The organism is Burkholderia sp. 4M9327F10 (assembly GCF_005503145.1).
Lineage (GTDB): Bacteria > Pseudomonadota > Gammaproteobacteria > Burkholderiales > Burkholderiaceae > Paraburkholderia.
The window spans coordinates 1-17,410 of the sequence record NZ_SCNV01000084.1 but is presented as its reverse complement, the minus strand read 5'-3'; the positions used below and the strand labels follow the sequence as shown (position 1 = coordinate 17,410).

Annotated in this window: 13 protein-coding genes and 1 tRNA gene; 9 read left to right on the top strand and 5 right to left on the bottom strand. The window is 62.1% G+C overall.

Going from position 1 to position 17,410, the window contains the following annotated elements:
- Positions 1 to 190: 190 nt before the first annotated feature.
- The 4 genes from glnA to FFS45_RS38190 all read left to right on the top strand — a co-directional run bounded on the left by glnA (position 191) and on the right by FFS45_RS38190 (position 6,793).
- Complete coding sequence (glnA, locus tag FFS45_RS38205; RefSeq protein WP_137959820.1) at positions 191 to 1,606, top strand: type I glutamate--ammonia ligase; 1,416 nt, start codon at positions 191 to 193, stop codon at positions 1,604 to 1,606.
- Between the two features lie 252 nt (positions 1,607 to 1,858).
- Positions 1,859 to 3,001 (top strand): nitrogen regulation protein NR(II), encoded by a 1,143-nt coding sequence (gene glnL, locus FFS45_RS38200; protein WP_137959819.1) that lies wholly within the window; start codon positions 1,859 to 1,861, stop codon positions 2,999 to 3,001.
- Between the two features lie 45 nt (positions 3,002 to 3,046).
- Complete coding sequence (ntrC, locus tag FFS45_RS38195; RefSeq protein ID WP_137959818.1) at positions 3,047 to 4,561, top strand: nitrogen regulation protein NR(I); 1,515 nt, start codon at positions 3,047 to 3,049, stop codon at positions 4,559 to 4,561.
- Positions 4,562 to 4,654: 93 nt separating this feature from the next.
- Positions 4,655 to 6,793 carry a prolyl oligopeptidase family serine peptidase gene (locus tag FFS45_RS38190; RefSeq protein ID WP_137959817.1) on the top strand — a complete coding sequence of 713 codons (2,139 nt, stop codon included), beginning with the start codon at positions 4,655 to 4,657 and terminating at the stop codon, positions 6,791 to 6,793.
- 63 nt (positions 6,794 to 6,856) lie between these two features.
- Here FFS45_RS38190 and xth read toward each other — a convergent pair whose 3' ends face one another.
- From xth to FFS45_RS42020, 3 genes are all read right to left on the bottom strand, one after another.
- Positions 6,857 to 7,633: an exodeoxyribonuclease III gene (gene xth, locus FFS45_RS38185; RefSeq protein WP_137959816.1), complete on the bottom strand. Its 777-nt coding sequence runs from the start codon at positions 7,631 to 7,633 to the stop codon at positions 6,857 to 6,859.
- 604 nt (positions 7,634 to 8,237) lie between these two features.
- The gene (locus tag FFS45_RS38180) at positions 8,238 to 8,678 is read right to left on the bottom strand and encodes a response regulator (RefSeq protein ID WP_171029872.1); all 441 of its coding nucleotides are present in this window, start codon (positions 8,676 to 8,678) and stop codon (positions 8,238 to 8,240) included.
- A 213-nt stretch (positions 8,679 to 8,891) separates the two neighbouring features.
- Complete coding sequence (locus FFS45_RS42020) at positions 8,892 to 9,200, bottom strand: hypothetical protein (RefSeq protein WP_171029871.1); 309 nt, start codon at positions 9,198 to 9,200, stop codon at positions 8,892 to 8,894.
- A 24-nt stretch (positions 9,201 to 9,224) separates the two neighbouring features.
- Between FFS45_RS42020 and FFS45_RS38170 the strand changes: the two genes are divergently transcribed.
- Together FFS45_RS38170 and FFS45_RS38165 are read left to right on the top strand one after the other, a co-directional pair.
- Positions 9,225 to 9,301, top strand: a tRNA-Met gene (locus FFS45_RS38170).
- Positions 9,302 to 9,978: 677 nt separating this feature from the next.
- A complete protein-coding gene (locus FFS45_RS38165; RefSeq protein ID WP_137959814.1) occupies positions 9,979 to 11,877 on the top strand; it encodes a potassium transporter Kup in 1,899 nt (632 codons plus the stop codon).
- A 92-nt stretch (positions 11,878 to 11,969) separates the two neighbouring features.
- On the opposite strand, the gene FFS45_RS38160 is transcribed toward FFS45_RS38165, so the two are convergent.
- Positions 11,970 to 13,487, bottom strand: coding sequence for a carbohydrate porin (locus FFS45_RS38160; RefSeq protein WP_137959813.1), 1,518 nt, complete (start codon positions 13,485 to 13,487; stop codon positions 11,970 to 11,972).
- A 90-nt stretch (positions 13,488 to 13,577) separates the two neighbouring features.
- Positions 13,578 to 13,817, bottom strand: coding sequence for a hypothetical protein (locus FFS45_RS38155; RefSeq protein ID WP_137959812.1), 240 nt, complete (start codon positions 13,815 to 13,817; stop codon positions 13,578 to 13,580).
- Between the two features lie 1,015 nt (positions 13,818 to 14,832).
- Between FFS45_RS38155 and FFS45_RS42015 the strand changes: the two genes are divergently transcribed.
- The 3 genes from FFS45_RS42015 to FFS45_RS38145 form a co-directional block, all read left to right on the top strand.
- Entirely contained in the window at positions 14,833 to 14,973 is a 141-nt protein-coding gene (locus tag FFS45_RS42015; RefSeq protein ID WP_171029870.1) for a hypothetical protein, read from the top strand.
- A 212-nt stretch (positions 14,974 to 15,185) separates the two neighbouring features.
- Entirely contained in the window at positions 15,186 to 16,937 is a 1,752-nt protein-coding gene (locus FFS45_RS38150) for an ABC transporter permease subunit (protein WP_137959811.1), read from the top strand.
- Positions 16,938 to 17,018: 81 nt separating this feature from the next.
- Positions 17,019 to 17,410: ATP-binding cassette domain-containing protein (locus tag FFS45_RS38145; RefSeq protein ID WP_137959810.1), on the top strand; the 392-nt coding region annotated here is incomplete at its 3' end.

The following is a 17,410-nucleotide window of genomic DNA, read 5'->3' as shown; positions in this document are numbered from 1 at the left end:
GGCGAAGGCTTCTGCGCCGGCTTGGCGCATATATGGCACAGAAGCTGCTTATCTGGTGCCGATCGATTCGATCACCGGCTTTCGGCGTCCGCCTTCGCAGGGTCCCAATGCGAGGTAGACGTGCCGGGACGGGTCAGCTAGATTTGGGCGGCGGCTCAATCCGCCGAATTCGTTAATCAGGAGATAGGTTATGAGTAAATCCGTGGCCGACGTCATTCAGCTCGTCAAGGACGAGGACGTCAAGTTTGTCGACTTCCGTTTCACCGACACGCGAGGCAAAGAGCAACACGTATCGGTGCCGGTGTCGGCATTCGACGAAGACAAGTTCGAGAGCGGCCATGCGTTTGACGGTTCATCGATTGCTGGCTGGAAGGGTATCGAAGCGTCGGACATGCTGCTCGTACCGGACGCGAACACGGCCTTCATCGACCCGTTCTACGAAGAGTCGACGCTGGTCCTGACCTGCGACGTGGTCGAACCGGCGGACGGCAAGGGCTATGAGCGCGACCCGCGTTCGCTCGCCAAGCGCGCGGAAGCCTACCTGAAGAGCACGGGCCTCGGCGACACGGCTTACTTTGGTCCGGAACCTGAATTCTTCATTTTCGATTCGGTCCAGTGGAACACGGACATGTCGGGCTGCTTCGTGAAGATCGGTTCGGAAGAAGCACCGTGGTCGGCAGGCAAGGAATTCGAAGGCGGCAACACGGGCCACCGTCCGGGCGTGAAGGGCGGCTACTTCCCGGTTGCTCCGGTCGACTCGTTCCAGGACATCCGTTCGGAAATGTGTCTGCTGCTCGAACAGATCGGCATTCCGGTCGAAGTGCACCACCACGAAGTGGCGGGCCAGGGCCAGAACGAAATCGGCACCAAGTTCTCGACGCTGGTGCAACGCGCTGACTGGACGCAGCAACTGAAGTACATCGTCCACAACGTGGCGCACACGTACGGCAAGACGGCGACGTTCATGCCGAAGCCGGTGGTCGGCGATAACGGTTCGGGCATGCACGTTCACCAGTCGATCTGGAAGGACGGCCAGAACCTGTTCGCAGGCAACGGCTACGCAGGCCTGTCGGAATTCGCGCTGTTCTACATTGGCGGCATCATCAAGCACGCTCGCGCGCTGAACGCCATCACGAACCCGACGACGAACTCGTACAAGCGTCTCGTGCCGCACTTCGAAGCACCGGTGAAGCTCGCCTACTCGGCGCGCAACCGTTCGGCATCGATCCGTATTCCGCACGTGAGCAACCCGAAGGGCCGCCGTATCGAAACGCGCTTCCCGGATCCGATGGCTAACCCGTACCTGTGCTTCTCGGCACTGATGATGGCAGGTCTGGACGGCGTGCAGAACAAGATCCACCCGGGCGAAGCGGCTGACAAGAACCTGTACGACCTGCCGCCGGAAGAGGATGCAAAGATCCCGACCGTGTGTGCCGGCCTCGACCAGGCGCTGGAAGCACTGCACACCGATCGCGAGTTCCTGACGCGCGGCGGCGTGTTCACGGATGCGATGATCGACGCGTATCTGGGTCTGAAGGAAGCGGAACTGCAACGTGTGCGTATGACCACGCACCCGGTCGAGTTCGAACTGTACTACTCGCTGTAAGCGGCGATGGCGCTTCGCCTCCTATGTGTGGCGAAGCGCGCGCCCGACGCTCGTGACTGGTCGGATGCGGGTCACAAAGGGACGGCGGCGCCGTCCCTTTTTTGTTGAACCTCAATGAGGTGTGCCCCTTGCGGGCGGCCCGGAATTTTTCTGGGCAACGTTTGCGATGCTGTTCGCGATGTCGCTTGCGATGTTGTTTGCGATAAGCGCTCGGTCTGTTTTACCACCATCTCTCATCGGCCAGACTGCAAGATGGTTTTGAAGAATCTGATCAAAGCAAGAAAAGGGCATGCCGAACCGCTGTCGGAAAACGCACAGTTGGTGGACTCCGGTTTGCTGACGGGGTTCGAGGCTTTGCCGACGGTCGTACTCGTACTCGAAAAGCGCACACTGCGCGTCGCGTTCGCCAATCCGTCCGCGGAGGCGATGCTCGAGTTGTCGCGCCGGCAATTGACGCAGATGGCGTGGCCGGACATCTTCGCGAACTCGGATGAGTTGATCGCGACGGTCGCTTCGATTGCCGCCCACCGTTTTCACGCGACGCACCTGGACGCGGTGCTGGAGCGCCAGGGCCACGAGCCGCTGCATGTGCATGCGATTGTGGGTTATCTGGAAGGCGCACCGGACTATGTGCTGCTGGAGCTGTTCGAGAACGAACGGCATCTGCGCACCGACCGCGAAGAGCGCATCAACGATCTGACCGCGGTCAACAAGCAACTGATCCGCAATCTCGCGCATGAGATCAAGAATCCGCTCGGCGGCATTCGCGGCGCGGCGCAGTTGCTGGAATTCGAACTGGGCGTGCGCGAGCGCGACGAGTTGCGCGAGTACACCCAGGTCATCATCAAGGAATCGGACCGGTTGCAGACGCTGGTCGACCGGCTGCTCGAGCCGCACCGTCATCCGCATATCGTGGGCGACGTGAATATTCACGAAGTGTGCGAGCGCGTGCGGGCCGTGATTCTCGCGGAGTTTCCGCGCGGCCTCACCATCGAGCGCGACTACGACGTGAGCGTGCCCGATCTGCGCGGCGACAAGGAACAACTGATTCAGGCGGTGCTCAACATCGTGCGTAACGCGGCTGAAGCGTTGCGCGAACGGATTTCGCAAGGCGACGCGCGCATCGAATTGCGCACGCGCGTGGCGCGCAAGATCACCATTGCGAAACGCTTATGTAAGCTGGCACTGGACTTGCATATCATCGACAACGGACCTGGCATTCCAGAAGATATCCGCGACCGCATTTTCTATCCGCTCGTTTCGGGGCGCGACGATGGCAGCGGTCTGGGTCTCACGCTCGCGCAGACTTTCGTGCAGCAGCACGATGGATTGATCGAAGTGGAAAGCCGTCCGGGTCACACCGAGTTTCAGATTCTGCTGCCGCTCGACTGCTAATACCTCATGCGTCACAAGCGCACCTAAAGACTTCTGACCGACCATATGAAGCCGATCTGGATAGTAGACGACGATCAATCGATACGCTGGGTGCTGGAGAAGGCCCTCGCCCGTGAGAACTTCGCGACGCGCAGCTTCGCGAATGTGCGCGATGCAGCAGTCGCGCTCGATCATGACAGCCCGCAAGTGCTGGTGTCCGACATTCGCATGCCCGGCGGTTCCGGCCTCGAATTGCTGCAGACGGTGCGCGACAAGGTGCCGGGCCTGCCCGTCATCATCATGACCGCGTTCTCGGATCTCGATAGCGCGGTGGCCGCGTTTCAGGGCGGCGCCTTTGAGTATCTCGCCAAGCCGTTCGACGTCGACAAGGCGGTCGAGCTGATTCGCCGCGCCGTCGACGAAAGCACGCGCGGCGAGCAGGCGTGGGATGAACGCGTCGCCGATGCACCAGAAATGCTCGGCCAGGCGCCGGCCATGCAGGACATGTTCCGCGCCATCGGCCGTCTGTCCCATTCCGCGGCGACCGTGCTCATTACCGGCGAATCAGGCACCGGTAAGGAACTGGTTGCGCGCGCCTTGCACCGACATAGCCCACGCTCGAATGGCCCGTTCATTGCCTTGAATACCGCGGCGATTCCGAAAGATCTGCTGGAGTCCGAACTGTTCGGCCATGAACGCGGCGCGTTCACCGGCGCGCAAGCGATGCGTCAAGGGCGTTTCGAACAGGCCGAGAATGGCACGCTGTTTCTCGACGAAATCGGCGACATGCCGTTCGATCTGCAGACACGTTTGCTGCGGGTGCTCTCAGATGGGCAGTTCTACCGGGTGGGCGGACACAATCCATTGCGCGCTAACGTGCGGGTGATTGCCGCCACGCACCAGAACCTCGAATCGCGCGTGCGTCAGGGGCTGTTCCGCGAGGACTTGTACCACCGCCTCAATGTGATCCGCTTGCGCCTGCCGGCGTTGCGCGAGCGCAGTGAAGACATTCCGCTGCTCACGCGCCACTTCCTGCAGAAGAGCGCCCGCGATCTCGGCGTCGAGCCCAAACGCGTGTCGGAGGAAGCGCTGGCCTATCTCGCCTCGCTGCCGTTTCAAGGCAACGTACGCCAGCTCGAGAATCTCGCCAACTGGCTGACGGTGATGGCGCCGGCGCAGACCATCGAGATCAAGGATCTGCCGCCTGACCTGGTGCCCGCTCACGCCGGCTCGGCGGAAATCGCCGCGAGCGGCGTGCTGGGTGGCGATGCGGCTGGCAGCGTCGCCGGGCATACCGCGGCGAACGGTGTCGCGCTGTCGGCGCATGTGCCGCCGACGCCGGGCCTGCCGGCCGTCGCTGCTGTCGCGGTGTGGGAGAGCGGCTTGCGCACTGAAGTCGCGCGGATGCTGCGCGAGAATGCACCGGACGTGATGGATGAGCTCGCGCGGCGTTTCGAAGCGGCGGTGATTCGCGAAGCGCTCGACTTTACGCGCGGCCGCAAGGTGGAAGCGGCGGAGCGGCTAGGCATTGGCCGCAATACCATTACGCGCAAGATCCAGGAGCTGAACCTCGAGCCTTGAGGGGAGACTCCTTGAGGACCTCGGGGGCTGGCTTGACGGGTACGAGGCGGATCACAAGGCATAATCGTCGTTGTTCAGTTACGACGGCTCACCATGCCTGCATCCGCTTCGACTTCGCCGGCTTCAGTCTGCTGGCCTCTTTCTCCCGACCCCTTCCTGTCGCTTGAGTCGCTCGACGATCCTGCCGCGCTGGCCTGGGTCGAGCAGCAGAACGCGCGCACCCGTGCCGCGTGGTGCGACGGCGCCCGCTTCGATAGCCTCACACAACGGCTCGCCGCCGCCTATCTGCCGCATGAGCGGCCGGTGATTCCCGACCGCTGGCAGGACTGGGCCTACGACCTGTGGCAGGACGAACGCAATCCCAAAGGCATCTGGCGCCGCACCTCATGGGCGAGCTGGCGTGCGGGCGCGCCGGCTTGGCAGAACCTGCTCGACTTCGACGCCCTTGGGCTGGCCGAAGGGACACCTTGGGTCTGCGTTGAACTCGACATCCTCTATCCCGACGGCGATCGCGCGCTTGTCACCTTGTCGCCGGGCGGCTCGGACGCTGTGGTGGTGCGCGAATTCGATATCGACGCGCAACGATTCCTGAGCGACGGCTTTATCGTCCCGAAGGCGGGCAAGCATACGGTGTCGTGGATCGATCGCGACACGCTCTATGTGGGATGGGACAGAGGCGGCAAGACGCTGACACGTTCGGGCTACCCGCGCGAAGTGCGGCGCTGGTCGCGCGGCACGGCGCTCGCCGAGGCGCCGGTGGTGTTTCGCGGCGAGTTCGACGACATCAGTGTGGATGCCAGTTACGACCCGATCGACTTGCGGCACACCGTGGTGCGCAGCGTCGACTTCTTCGATTCGCAGACCTGGTACCTCGATGCCGCCGGTGCATGGCAGCGCTACGACGTACCCGAGCATGTGGCGGTGGGCGGCTGGGAAGGGTGGCTGCTGCTCGAACCGCGTCTCGACTGGTCTTGCGAGGACGCACGCTATCCGGGCGGCGCACTGCTGGCGATCCGCGAGCGCGAGTTTCTGGCCGGCGAGCGCCGTTTCGTGCCGCTCTTCATGCCCACTGCGCAAACCTCGGCGTGCGACTGGACGCACACGCGCCACCATCTGATCGTCTCGTATCTCGACGATGTGCAGGGCAAGACGGTGCTGTGGCAGCCGCAGCAGACCGACGGCGGCGCATGGCAATGGTCATCGCGAGCCTTTCCGGCGCGCGCGAGCTCGCAGGTCGATGTTTCGCCGATCGAACCGACGCTCAACGACGAAGTGTATGTCGACGTCGACGATTACCTTCAGCCTCCCGAGTATTGGCTTGCCGATCTTGCACATGACGATCTGGCCGAATGGGAACTGCTCGACCGCTGGCCGACCCAGTTCGACGCGACGCCTTACGCGGTAAAGCGAGGTCACGCGCAGTCCGCCGACGGCACGCGGGTGCCATACACGGTGATCGGTCCGCGCGCGCTGCTGGAGGGCGGCCGGCAGGTGGATGGGGCAGCCGCCGCGCGCCCGTGTCTCCTGACCGGCTATGGCGGCTTCGCGATTCCGCTCATGCCGAGCTATCTGACCGGCCCCGGGATCGGCTGGCTCGCGCAGGGCGGGGTGTTCGTGGTTGCGCATATCCGCGGTGGCGGTGAGTTCGGCACGGGCTGGCATCTCGCGGCCCAGGGCGAGCACCGGCAGCGCTCGTTCGACGATTTCATTGCCGTCGCAGAGGCGCTGATTGCCGACGGCGTGACCACGGCGGCACAACTGGGCATCAAGGGCGGCAGCAACGGCGGCCTGCTGGTGGCGGCGTGCATGGTGCAGCGGCCCGAACTGTTCGGCGCGGTGGTGTGCGAAGTGCCGCTGCTCGATATGAGCCGCTATCACCTGCTGCATGCGGGCGCATCGTGGATCGACGAATACGGCGACCCCGACGAGCCGGATGAAGCACGCGTACTGGCGACTTACTCGCCGTACCATCACGTGCGCGGCGAGGCGGATTATCCACCGGTGCTGTTCACGACCTCGACCAGCGATGATCGGGTCCACCCCGGACATGCGCGCAAGATGGTGGCGCGCATGCAGGCGCTTGGGGCGAAGCAGGTGTGGTATCGGGAGAATACGGACGGCGGGCATGGCGGCGGCTCCGATGAACTGGAGCAGGCCGTCCATGACGCGATGGTGTATGAGTTTTTGTGGTGCTGTCTGAGCGGTTCGGAGCCAGATGGAGCCGCCAGATAGGGCGCTTCCGTTCGCAGCGGTACAGCGCTGCACTCGCCTCGCTCGATAGGCGTTAGTTGTTGCTCAATCGATCTGCGCGATTACCGGTGCGTGGTCCGACGGCTGATCCCATTTGCGCGGCGTCTTGTCGACGTCGCAGAACGTGCAGGCCGCGGCAAGCGGTTTCGAAAGCAGGATGTGATCGATGCGCAGGCCGGCGTTGCGGCGAAATGCCAGCATCCGGTAGTCCCACCACGAAAACACTTTCTCTGGCTGGTCGAACAGACGGAACGCATCGACGAGTCCCAGTTCGACGAGGCGCACGAATTCGGCGCGCTCTTCCGGCGACACGAGGTTCTGTCCTTCCCACGCTTTCGGATCGTGCACGTCGCGGTCTTCCGGGGCGATGTTGTAGTCGCCGAGCAACGCCAGCTTCGGGTGCTGTGCGAGTTCGCTGGCCACCCAGTCGTGCAGCGCGGCGAGCCAGCGCAGCTTGTAGGCGAACTTGTCGGTGCCGGGCGCCTGGCCGTTGGGGAAGTACGCCGAGATGACACGCACGCCTTCGATGGTCGCGGCAATCACGCGTTGCTGCGGATCTTCGAAACCGGGGATATTGCGCACAATCGTGCTTTCATCGACCTTCAGGCTTTCGCGCACGAGGATGCCGACACCGTTGTAGGTCTTCTGGCCGGCATACCAGCTCCGGTAGCCTTTTGCCTCGAGCTCGGCGCGGGGGAACTTGTCGTCGGTGAGTTTCAGTTCCTGCAGGCACAGGACATCCGCGTGACTGGTTTCGAGCCAGTCGATCACGTGCTGCTGGCGGACTTTGAGCGAGTTGACGTTCCAGGTGGCGATTTTCATGGAATTCTCACATCCTTGCTGGATAGGGCTTTGCGGGCGAATGCCGCGGCAGTTTTTGATCTTGCTGCCCGTCTGGCTACGCGTTTCGGCCGCGGTAGGCATTAGGGTCCAGGCGGCGAATGGTACCGCAGGATAGCCGGTGCCAGTGATGCCGCTCAGCCGCAGTTCGCATAGTAATACGGGCTTGGAGGTGACCGTTGCCGGCAGGGTGGGAGCGGGGCAACTGCGTGCACCTGGTATTCCAGGTTGCGCAGGGAGCCTAGCGTAAGATTTTTGTGCGGCCCAAGGGCCCACGCCAGCGATTTCGCTAATTCAATTTCCGAAATATATAGATATACTAAATATATTCACTGCGTGACCAATGACTTAAATGGTGAAGGGGCGTACCCCACTATCCCCGTTGTGATTTAGCAACGCCCCCGGCACCCGTCAAGCAACGCTAAAGCATTGATCTGGTTCGCGATTCCCGCTCGCGGCCCAACCCTCTGACCAGATACCCGATTGTGCGCCGTTGCAGCCTGGTTACGATGAGTTCAGCGCGGTGATTCCCGCGCGACGTGTGTTTGAGCCGCGACGAGGTCGCGGCTTTTTTTCCTCTTGGGGGCTATAACGACAACCGCCGGGGCTGCAGATATTCCCGAATCAATTCGATCAAGCGGTCGTGATCGCAGGGTTTGACGAAATAGGCGTCGAAGCCGCAGCTTTCAGCCTGTTGCCACTCGGACAGGGTCGAGAACCCAGTATGCGCGATGAGTAACATCTCCGGCGCTTCCTGGCGCAGCGTGGTGGCGGTATCCCAGCCGCTGCCAAACCGCATTGAAAGGTCCAGGATCGCCACCGCTGGCTGGGCGGCCTGTACGACCTGCAGCGCTTCCTGCCCGCTGTACGCGGTTAGCACCTCAAAGCCCGCGCCGCGCAGAACCTGCGCGGCGGACTCGCACGCATGCCGGTCGTCGTCGGCGACCATCAACGTCTGGTTTTGTAAGGACGCAGGGCGCGGCATGTGCCAAACCGTGACTTTGGGCGCCGGCGAAAATGGGTCCATGTCTCCTCCTTCCGATGAGTTCGGCTGAGCAACAGTCGTTCCTCTCCGGGCAGATTGTGCCGCAAGAGTGTGGCAGGACGCTGATAGCCGGGCAGGTTCGATCAGCCCGCGCGGCAGGCTGAAAAATAGACGGCTGGCAACTTCTTTGCGCGGTGCATAGCGGGACGATACTCCCGTCTCGGGAAGCACTGTGGCGGAACGCCATTCTGCCATCTATAAGGAGTTCGAAGTGTATCTACTGGCTTTTTTCCGAAATTCAGCAAGTTCGACGACCGCAAGCGGCGCGCCGAAGACCATGACGTCGCGGTTCGCGCTTGCCGCCCTGGAGCGAACGGCAACCCGAAGGCAGGCCGTGTGTTTCACCTTGTGCGCCCCGCCACATTTTCCGGTTCGGGCATCGCGCGGTATAGCGCGAGCCAGTACGGGGCAGACTTCATCGACGACAAGATCGAGGGTGCCCTGGTCGCCGATCGGCGAGGCCCAAAAAATAATCTGCACGATTGTTTGACGATTCGCCGACATCTCTATACAATCCGTTTTCTCTGACGCGGGGTGGAGCAGTCTGGCAGCTCGTCGGGCTCATAACCCGAAGGTCGTAGGTTCAAATCCTACCCCCGCAACCAAGCATTATGGAAAGCCCGCTGGCGACCGCCACGCGGGCTTTTTCATTTGGTTTCAGTCAGCAGGTCGACGGACCTCGCGGTGCGATTGCAGTGAGCTATCGCGTCGAAGCGTCGACGTTTTTGAGTCGCTATGTTGTCCTGAATAATATGGGCGTACCTGACGTTAAGGTGCTATTGCGTTCGCCATAAAGAGTACGCCGAAGGCAATAGCGACGGTTACAGCCTCAACAGCAGGGGCGTCGATCAGCCCGGTTAAGGAGCCTTGCGCCACTCATTGAACCAGGGCACGCATGCACGCTGCTTCACGCAGCGCGAACCAGCCATGGCTAATGAAAGGAAGCGAAGGTACTATTCGGCGCTTAAGAGGTGTGCGTTTCGCTTTGGCGCACGCTTTTTAAGACAACCCTTGTTTCGAGGACGTTGAAATGGCGACATATATCCTGCTCGGCGGCGGTTTTGGGATCGCTCTGGCTATTGCGCTCTGGGGCATCTGGAAACTGAGGTAAATCCCGACGGGAACCCGTATTTACCCGAATCTTCATCACACGAGATATTTTCATCCCGTTGTATCAAGAACCTGCTAGAAGCTAGATTTTCCGCTGGTGCGAGGGCCGTATTTGCGTCAGGCGCCAATACGGTCAGGCATGCCGTTAATTTCATTTCACTTACGACACCCTATGTCCTCATCTGTCACCAGTCCCGCCTCCCAGACTGTCAATGCCGCACCCAGTCTCGTACTGGGCGCCATCGGCGTGGTGTTCGGCGATATCGGCACGAGTCCGCTGTACACGCTGCGTGAATGTCTGAAGGCCGCGGGCGGCATTACCCAGCCGAACGTGTTCGGTATCGTCTCACTCATCCTCTGGTCGATCATCGTGGTGGTGACGCTCAAGTATGTGAGCTTCGTGATGCGTGCCGACAACGACGGCGAGGGCGGGATTCTCGCGCTGACGGCGCTGGCTTCGCGCGTTGCGCCGGCGCGCCTGTCGCAGGTGTTGCTCACGCTCGGCGTATTCGGCGCGGCGATGTTCTACGGCGATTCGATGATTACGCCGGCCATCTCGGTCATCTCGGCGGTGGAAGGCGTGACGCTGGTCGACCCCAAGCTGACGGCATGGATCGTGCCCATTTCGCTGGTCATCCTGACCGGCTTGTTCAAGCTGCAAAAGCGCGGCACCGGAACGGTCGGCAAGGTCTTCGGACCGGTGATGATCGTCTGGTTCGTCACGCTGGCGGCGCTGGGCCTGCTGCATATCGTTGCCGGTCCGAGCATCATCAAGGCGGTGTCGCCGCTTTACGCCGTGAATTTCGTGACCCACGCGCCCGGCACCGCTTTCGTCGTACTTGGTTCGGTGTTCCTCGCCTTGACCGGGGGCGAAGCGCTCTACGCGGACATGGGGCATTTCGGTAAAAAGCCGATTCGGCTTGCCTGGCTGTTTCTGGTGCTGCCGAGTCTGGTGCTCAACTACTTCGGCCAGGCCGCGTTGGTGCTCGCCAAGCCCTCGACCATCGAGCAGCCGTTCTTCGAATCGGCGCCGGACTGGGCGCTGGTGCCGCTGGTCCTGCTGGCAACGGCGGCCACCATCATCGCCTCGCAGGCGGTGATTTCCGGTGCGTTCTCGATGACCAAGCAGGCGGTGCAGCTCGGCTTCCTGCCGCGTATCCCGGTGGTCCATACCTCGACGCATGAGGTCGGCCAGGTCTACGTGCCGTTCATCAATGTGTCGCTGTACGCCGCGGTGGTGTTTCTCGTGGTGTTCTTCAAATCTTCTGACAATCTGGCTGCAGCCTACGGTATTGCCGTGGCTTCGACCATGCTGCTGACCACGATGCTGATGTATTTCATCACGCACTCGCTGTGGAAGTGGCGTGCGCTCGCTACTTTCGCGGTTATCGGTCCGCTGGTGCTGGTCGACGCGGTGTTTGTCTCGAGTAACGTCAGCAAGGTGATGGACGGTGGCTGGTTCCCGCTGCTGGCAGGCGGCGCGCTGTTCACGGTGATGACCACCTGGCATCGCGGCCGCGAGGTGGTGATGGAGCGCATGAGGACCGACAATATTCCGCTTGCCGGGTTGATCCAGTCGCTGTGCGGCGGCTCGCATCCGCCGCCGCGCGTCGACGGTACGGCGGTGTTCCCGGGCGGTGTGGCTGGTATGACGCCGTCCGCGTTCATGCACAACCTCAAGCACAACCGCGTGATGCATCGGATCAACATCTTCATGGCCGGCATGACGGACAACGTTCCGCACGTGCGTGACGAGCAGAAAGTGACGGTACAGGACCTGGGCCACGGCTGCTATTCGGTCAGCGTGCGCCATGGCTTCATGGAGATTCCCAACGTCCCCGACGTTCTGTTGCTGGTGGCCAAGGCGATTCCCGACTGGGAATACGAACCCGCGGACACTTCGTTCTTCCTTGCCCGCGATACGGTGCTCGCCACCGGCGAAAGCAAGGCCATGTCGTTGTGGCGCGAGAAGCTGTTCGCCTTCCTCGGACGCAATGCGGCGCAAGCGGCCGAGTACTACAGCCTGCCGGCCAACCGTGTGGTCGAACTGGGCGGGCAGATCAATCTGTAGGTCAGGCGCCCGGGGGCTGGCAACTCGCTGAGTCGCCGGCCATGTCATTGCAGCATCGCCGCCGGGGGAGCCGCGGCGGCGGAGCATCCTGTCTAGAACGTGATGTTGGTGCGCAGGCCGACAATCGCTTCGTTGCCGATGCGCTGCGAGGGGTTCTCCGGATTGGGGATGCCGCCTGCCGGACGGAACGCATACTGGAAGTCCGCCTGCAGTTGCCACCACGGCGTGACCTGATACTGATAGGTCGCTTCGAGAATGGTCTCAGCGCTGCGCGATGGATACCCCGGCGTGTAGATTGCCGAGGTGCTTGCGAAATCCTGCGCATGCGAGCCGATTTTCGCGTAGCCGACTGCCAGCCCGACTACATCGTTGTCGCGGCCCTTGAACGGCGCTTTGAGCGTCACCCCCGCATTGATTCCCAGGTCCACCAGGTTGCGATCGCCCGGTGCGCCCATCACCCGGGCAAACACACCGACCGATTGCGGGCTGTCCGCGCTTGGGCGCCACACCATCTGGTCGGCCACCGCATAGAAGCTGTAGTCGCCGCGATGGCTTCGGGCGATGCCGTTGCTCGCCGGATTGGCAAGCGACAGGCCGGTGGTGTCGAAGCCCTGGTCGGCAAACGTCTGCGTGTTGTACCAGAAGCCGAGCTTATAGGTGCCGGGCAGGCCGGCCGGTTTCGCGGCGGCCGGGTCGGACGGCGCCGGGTTCAGCGCGTACTGCACTTCGCCGATAAACAGGGCGCTGTCGTGCAGGTTGAAGTTGGTGCCATGCGCATTCAGCTTCTGCGCATCGCCCACGCCGTTGCCCGCCGGGTTGCCGTCGAACACACCGGCCAGTACGGTCCAGTTCTCCGAAGGCGTGACCCGCAGGCGCGCGCCGAGCGACGAAAGCGGATACGCCGGGCCACCCGCGGGCAGGTCGACGGACGGCAGCACCGACCAGCCGAAGGTGGCATTCATGAAGGTGCCGGCATACTGGCTCACCATGAACTCCTGGTCGAGGCTTTGCTGGCCGACTTTCACATCTACCTTTCCGCCCAGCAGGGATTGCTGATACCACAGCTCCCACAGGCGCGTCGTGGCGTCTGCCTCGATGCCGCTCGCACTTTGCAGCGTTTGCAGGTCGCGCGAGCTCAGATTGGTGCCGTGAATCTGCAGGCCTGAGACGTTGAAGATACCGCCCGGCAGGCCGAAGGCTTTCTGCGTATCCACACCGATGCCGAACTGGGTCAGGCCGTCGTACGCACCACCGCGCCGCGTGCCGCCCGACAGGTTGTTCAGATATTCGCTGGTTTCCTGCAGGCCGAAGCTCACCCCATAGTTGCCGAGCCACGGACGCAGGCCGCCCATGTCGCCTAGAAGGTTCGAGCGCTCCCAGAAGCCGGTCGGCGCAGGCGGTGTCTGGTCCGGCTTGGCCGCAGCGGTGTCCGGGCTGGACGGCGTCGCTGGTTGCGCATCGCCTGGTCCGGCCGCCGGGGCAGGGGCGGCGGGCGTCGCGTTGCTGCTCGCCTGGGCCTGTGCCGACGGCACGATTCCGAGCGATAGCAGCAGGCTTAGGCTGACGGGTCCGCTGGACAGCAGCAGTCTCGATTTCAGATTTTTTTTCATGGCGAGTGGGGCGAAGTTATCGCGGCTTGGCCGCTTGATGTTTTATCGATGTGACGCTTCAAAGATGGCGGAACTGTGAACCTGTCCCGTTCAGGAAAACCACCCGCTCACGCGTAACGCACGCTCCAGTTCGTTACTGATGGACGAGGTGGACAACACGGCGGCCAGCGCCACGGCGATAGCAGTCATTGCCAGAATCGCGTAGCCGGCGGGTGTCAAGGGATTGTGGGCATAAACTGCCCGCAGCGGAGTGCGCGCGATCATCGCTGCGCTGAAAGCGGAGCTGAAAACCAAGCTCAAAGCCGAACTCAAAAACGAATAGACGAACATGAACCCACTCCCGTCCAGCCTGACGAGTTCAGGCGACGTATGAGGACGTGACGGCGTCCCGCAAGCGAGCTTGCGAAAGGCGGTCGAACAAGGGAGCGTGCTGCTGACGGACTGGCGTAGTGCCAGTCAGAGATGAAGCGCGCTAACCCGACCAGGGCGAGTTAGCGGCGAAGGAGGGACCCTGTGGCGGCTATCTCGCGGTTACTGCGCCGGCGCGGGCCGGCATCGGACTTCCACTGCTAGAGCATGTGTCCACGAGGGACTCCTTTCGATGAGACGGGCGGATTGTATGCTGTGCGTAAGCATGCTTGCAAGCAAAAAGATCAGGAAAGCCGCTCGCAACGCGATCGTGCAACAGGTAAAGCGTGCGAAGCCAGGCGGGCTGGCCGTCTGCGGTTCGTGGCGTGATCTTGCGAAATGCTTTCCATTCGATTTTGGCGAAAGAATGACTTGAACGGCCCGCAGAGCGCTAATCCGTTACCAGGCAAAATCCAATTGAATTGGCTCTGCTAAGCGAATGAAGTTGACTTTTAGGGCACAAAATGTCTAGAATTTCGCCGTCGTCACAAATGGGGCTAATGCCTTGGACAGTAGCAGTAGTCGATCTTCGATCTGTTTTTTTGCCTGACCAGCAGGACGCCCGCGCTGTATTCCCTAGCCGCCGTCTTGCCAGCAGGCAGACGGTGCGCGCCGTAGTCATTCTCTCCGTGCACCTTTATCAGCGTCATACGAACGCAGCGATTCCGCGCGCTCGCATGGCATTCATGTCGCGAGCCCGTCTCGCGGCTGCGTTTGCGCGCGCCCTTGCAGTCCCGGCGCCGCTTTGCGCGTAGCAACGATATAGGAGTACCCCGTGCCAGACCCTGACAGTTGTCCCATATGTCCCATATGCCGCTTTACCTTCCCTTTGTCTAAAGGAAGCGAGTAGAAATTCTGGGCCGTGCGCGTGATGCGCAGGCACTCCGGGTCTGCTGGCTTCCAATGAATGCGTTAAGCCAACGCTCGGAGCAATACCATGAACTTCGGCCTCCTCCTGTCGCAACTCCCGCACGTCCAGGAATCGCGCGTCCACTACGACGCCATGCTGTCCCTGCAAGCCCGTGAACCGCACCGGTTTGCCGCCCTCTGGCATACCCTGAAGTCCCTCGTTTCATAAGTTTCCTCGCTCTTGCGTCATTGGCAGGTGCGTTTTATCGCTCGCGATGAAGTGCTCCGTGGCAATGGCGCAAGCGTGTGCTGTCCCTTTGTTCGCCTATGTTTAGCCATGAGTCATTTCAGCTTTTCGTTGCGAGTTTCTAATCCTGCTGCCGCGCATCGCTTAGGCGTCGCTCCGTATGTTCCAGAATCCCGTGACCGGGGAGACGCCAGATGAATTTCAATTTCAATCTAAACCGCACCGCCAATGCTTCAGTGTGGCGCCTGCTGCCTAACGGCTGGGACTTCGTTGCCTTCCCGCTGATCATCTGCGTGATCGCTTTCACGGCGATCGGCTTTCACCAGACGCTCGCGCCGATCTCGACGCTGAAGACCCAGGTTATCTCCCTCGACCCGGCGAGCCTGCCCGAATACGCCCTGCGCACCACGCTGCGCATGCTTGCGGCGATGGTTGCTTCGCTGGTGTTCACGCTGATCTACGGCACGCTGGCCGCCAAGAGCCGCCGCGCCGAAAAGGTGCTGATCCCGATTCTCGACATCCTGCAGTCGGTGCCGGTGCTGGGCTACATCTCGTTCACAGTCACGTTCTTCCTCGCGCTGTTTCCCCACCAGGTGCTGGGCGCGGAGCTGGCAGCGATCTTCGCGATCTTCACGAGCCAGGCCTGGAACATGACGTTCAGCTTCTACCAGTCGCTGCGCACGGTGCCGCGCGATCTGGACGAAGTGTCGCGCGGCTTCCACCTGACCGGCTGGCAGCGTTTCTGGAAGCTCGAAGTGCCGTTCTCGATGCCCGGCCTCATCTGGAACATGATGATGTCGATGTCGGGCGGCTGGTTCTTCGTGGTGGCCTCCGAAGCGATCACGGTGGGCAACAACACGATCACGCTGCCGGGGATCGGCGCGTATCTGGCCCAGGCGATCTCGGACAAGAACCTGCACGCCGTGGGCTGGGTGATCCTGGCGATGACGATCGTGATCATTGCGTACGACCAGTTGCTGTTCCGTCCGCTGGTGGCGTGGGCCGACAAGTTCCGCATGGAAACCACCAGCTCGGGCAACGCGCCGGAGTCCTGGCTGCTCGATCTGGTGCGCCGTACCCGTTTGATTCACCGCAGCCTTGTGCCGATGGGCAAGCTGTTCGCCAACGCAGCGCGCTTGCCGGTGCGCGTGCCGGGCGTGGGTCGAATCAGGTTCGACATGCCGAGCCGGCAAAAGTCATCGCGAGTGGGCGACATCATCTGGGGGATCCTCGTGATCCTGCTGACGGTGTACGTGGTCTATCGCGTGATCGCCTATGTGCGTACCGGCGTGACGCTCGACGAAGTGGGCCACGTGTTCGTGCTCGGACTTATCACGCTGCTGCGCGTGGCGTTGCTGATCGCGATCTCGTCGGTGATCTGGGTGCCGCTTGGGGTGCTGATCGGGCTGCGCCCGGCGCTCGCCGAGAAGATCCAGCCGCTTGCGCAGTTCCTCGCGGCGTTCCCGGCCAATCTGCTGTTCCCGGTGTTCGTGATCGTCATCGTGCGCTTTCATCTGAACCCGGATATCTGGCTGTCGCCGCTGATCGTGCTCGGTACGCAGTGGTACATCCTCTTCAATGTGATTGCGGGCGCCACTGCCTATCCGAACGACTACCGCGAAGTCTCGACCAACTTCGGCATCCGCGGCTGGCAGTGGTGGCGCAAGGCGATGCTGCCGGGCATTTTCCCGTACTACGTGACGGGCGCGATTACCGCTTCGGGCGGCGCGTGGAACGCGAGTATCGTGGCCGAGTTCGTGCAGTGGGGCGACACCAAGGTCGTCGCCCACGGTCTGGGCGCGTATATCGCGCAGACCACTGCCGCGGGCGACTTCCCGAAGATCATTCTCGGCATTGCTGTGATGTCCCTGTTCGTCACGTTGTTTAACCGCACCTTGTGGCGTCCGATGTACGCCTACGCCGCGAACAAGATGCGGCTCGAGTGAGCGCCCCTATACCTGACGTTTCGCCCCGGGTCCCGAAAGATGGCCCGGGCGGCCCGGTGTTTTATTGTGAGCTTAACCACGATGCTAAATCCTAAAGTTGTATCGGCCGATCTTCTCCCGACGGCGCCCCAGACCCCGGCCGCGCCCGCGCGCCTCGGTGAAGAAGTGCTGCGCGTGACGGACGTGAGCCGTGGCTTCGACAAGAACCAGGACGAGCTGCTGGTGCTCGACGGCGTGAACCTGTCGCTGCGTGAAGGCGAGATCGTCGGCATGCTGGGCCGTTCGGGCTCGGGCAAGTCGACGCTGCTGCGCATCATCGCCGGCCTGATCGAACCCACTGACGGCGATGTGACTTACCTGGGCAAGCCGCTCGACGGTCCCGCCAAGGGCGTGGCGATGGTGTTCCAGACCTTCGCACTGTTCCCGTGGCTGACCGTGCTGCAGAACGTGGAAGCCGGTCTCGAAGCCCAGGG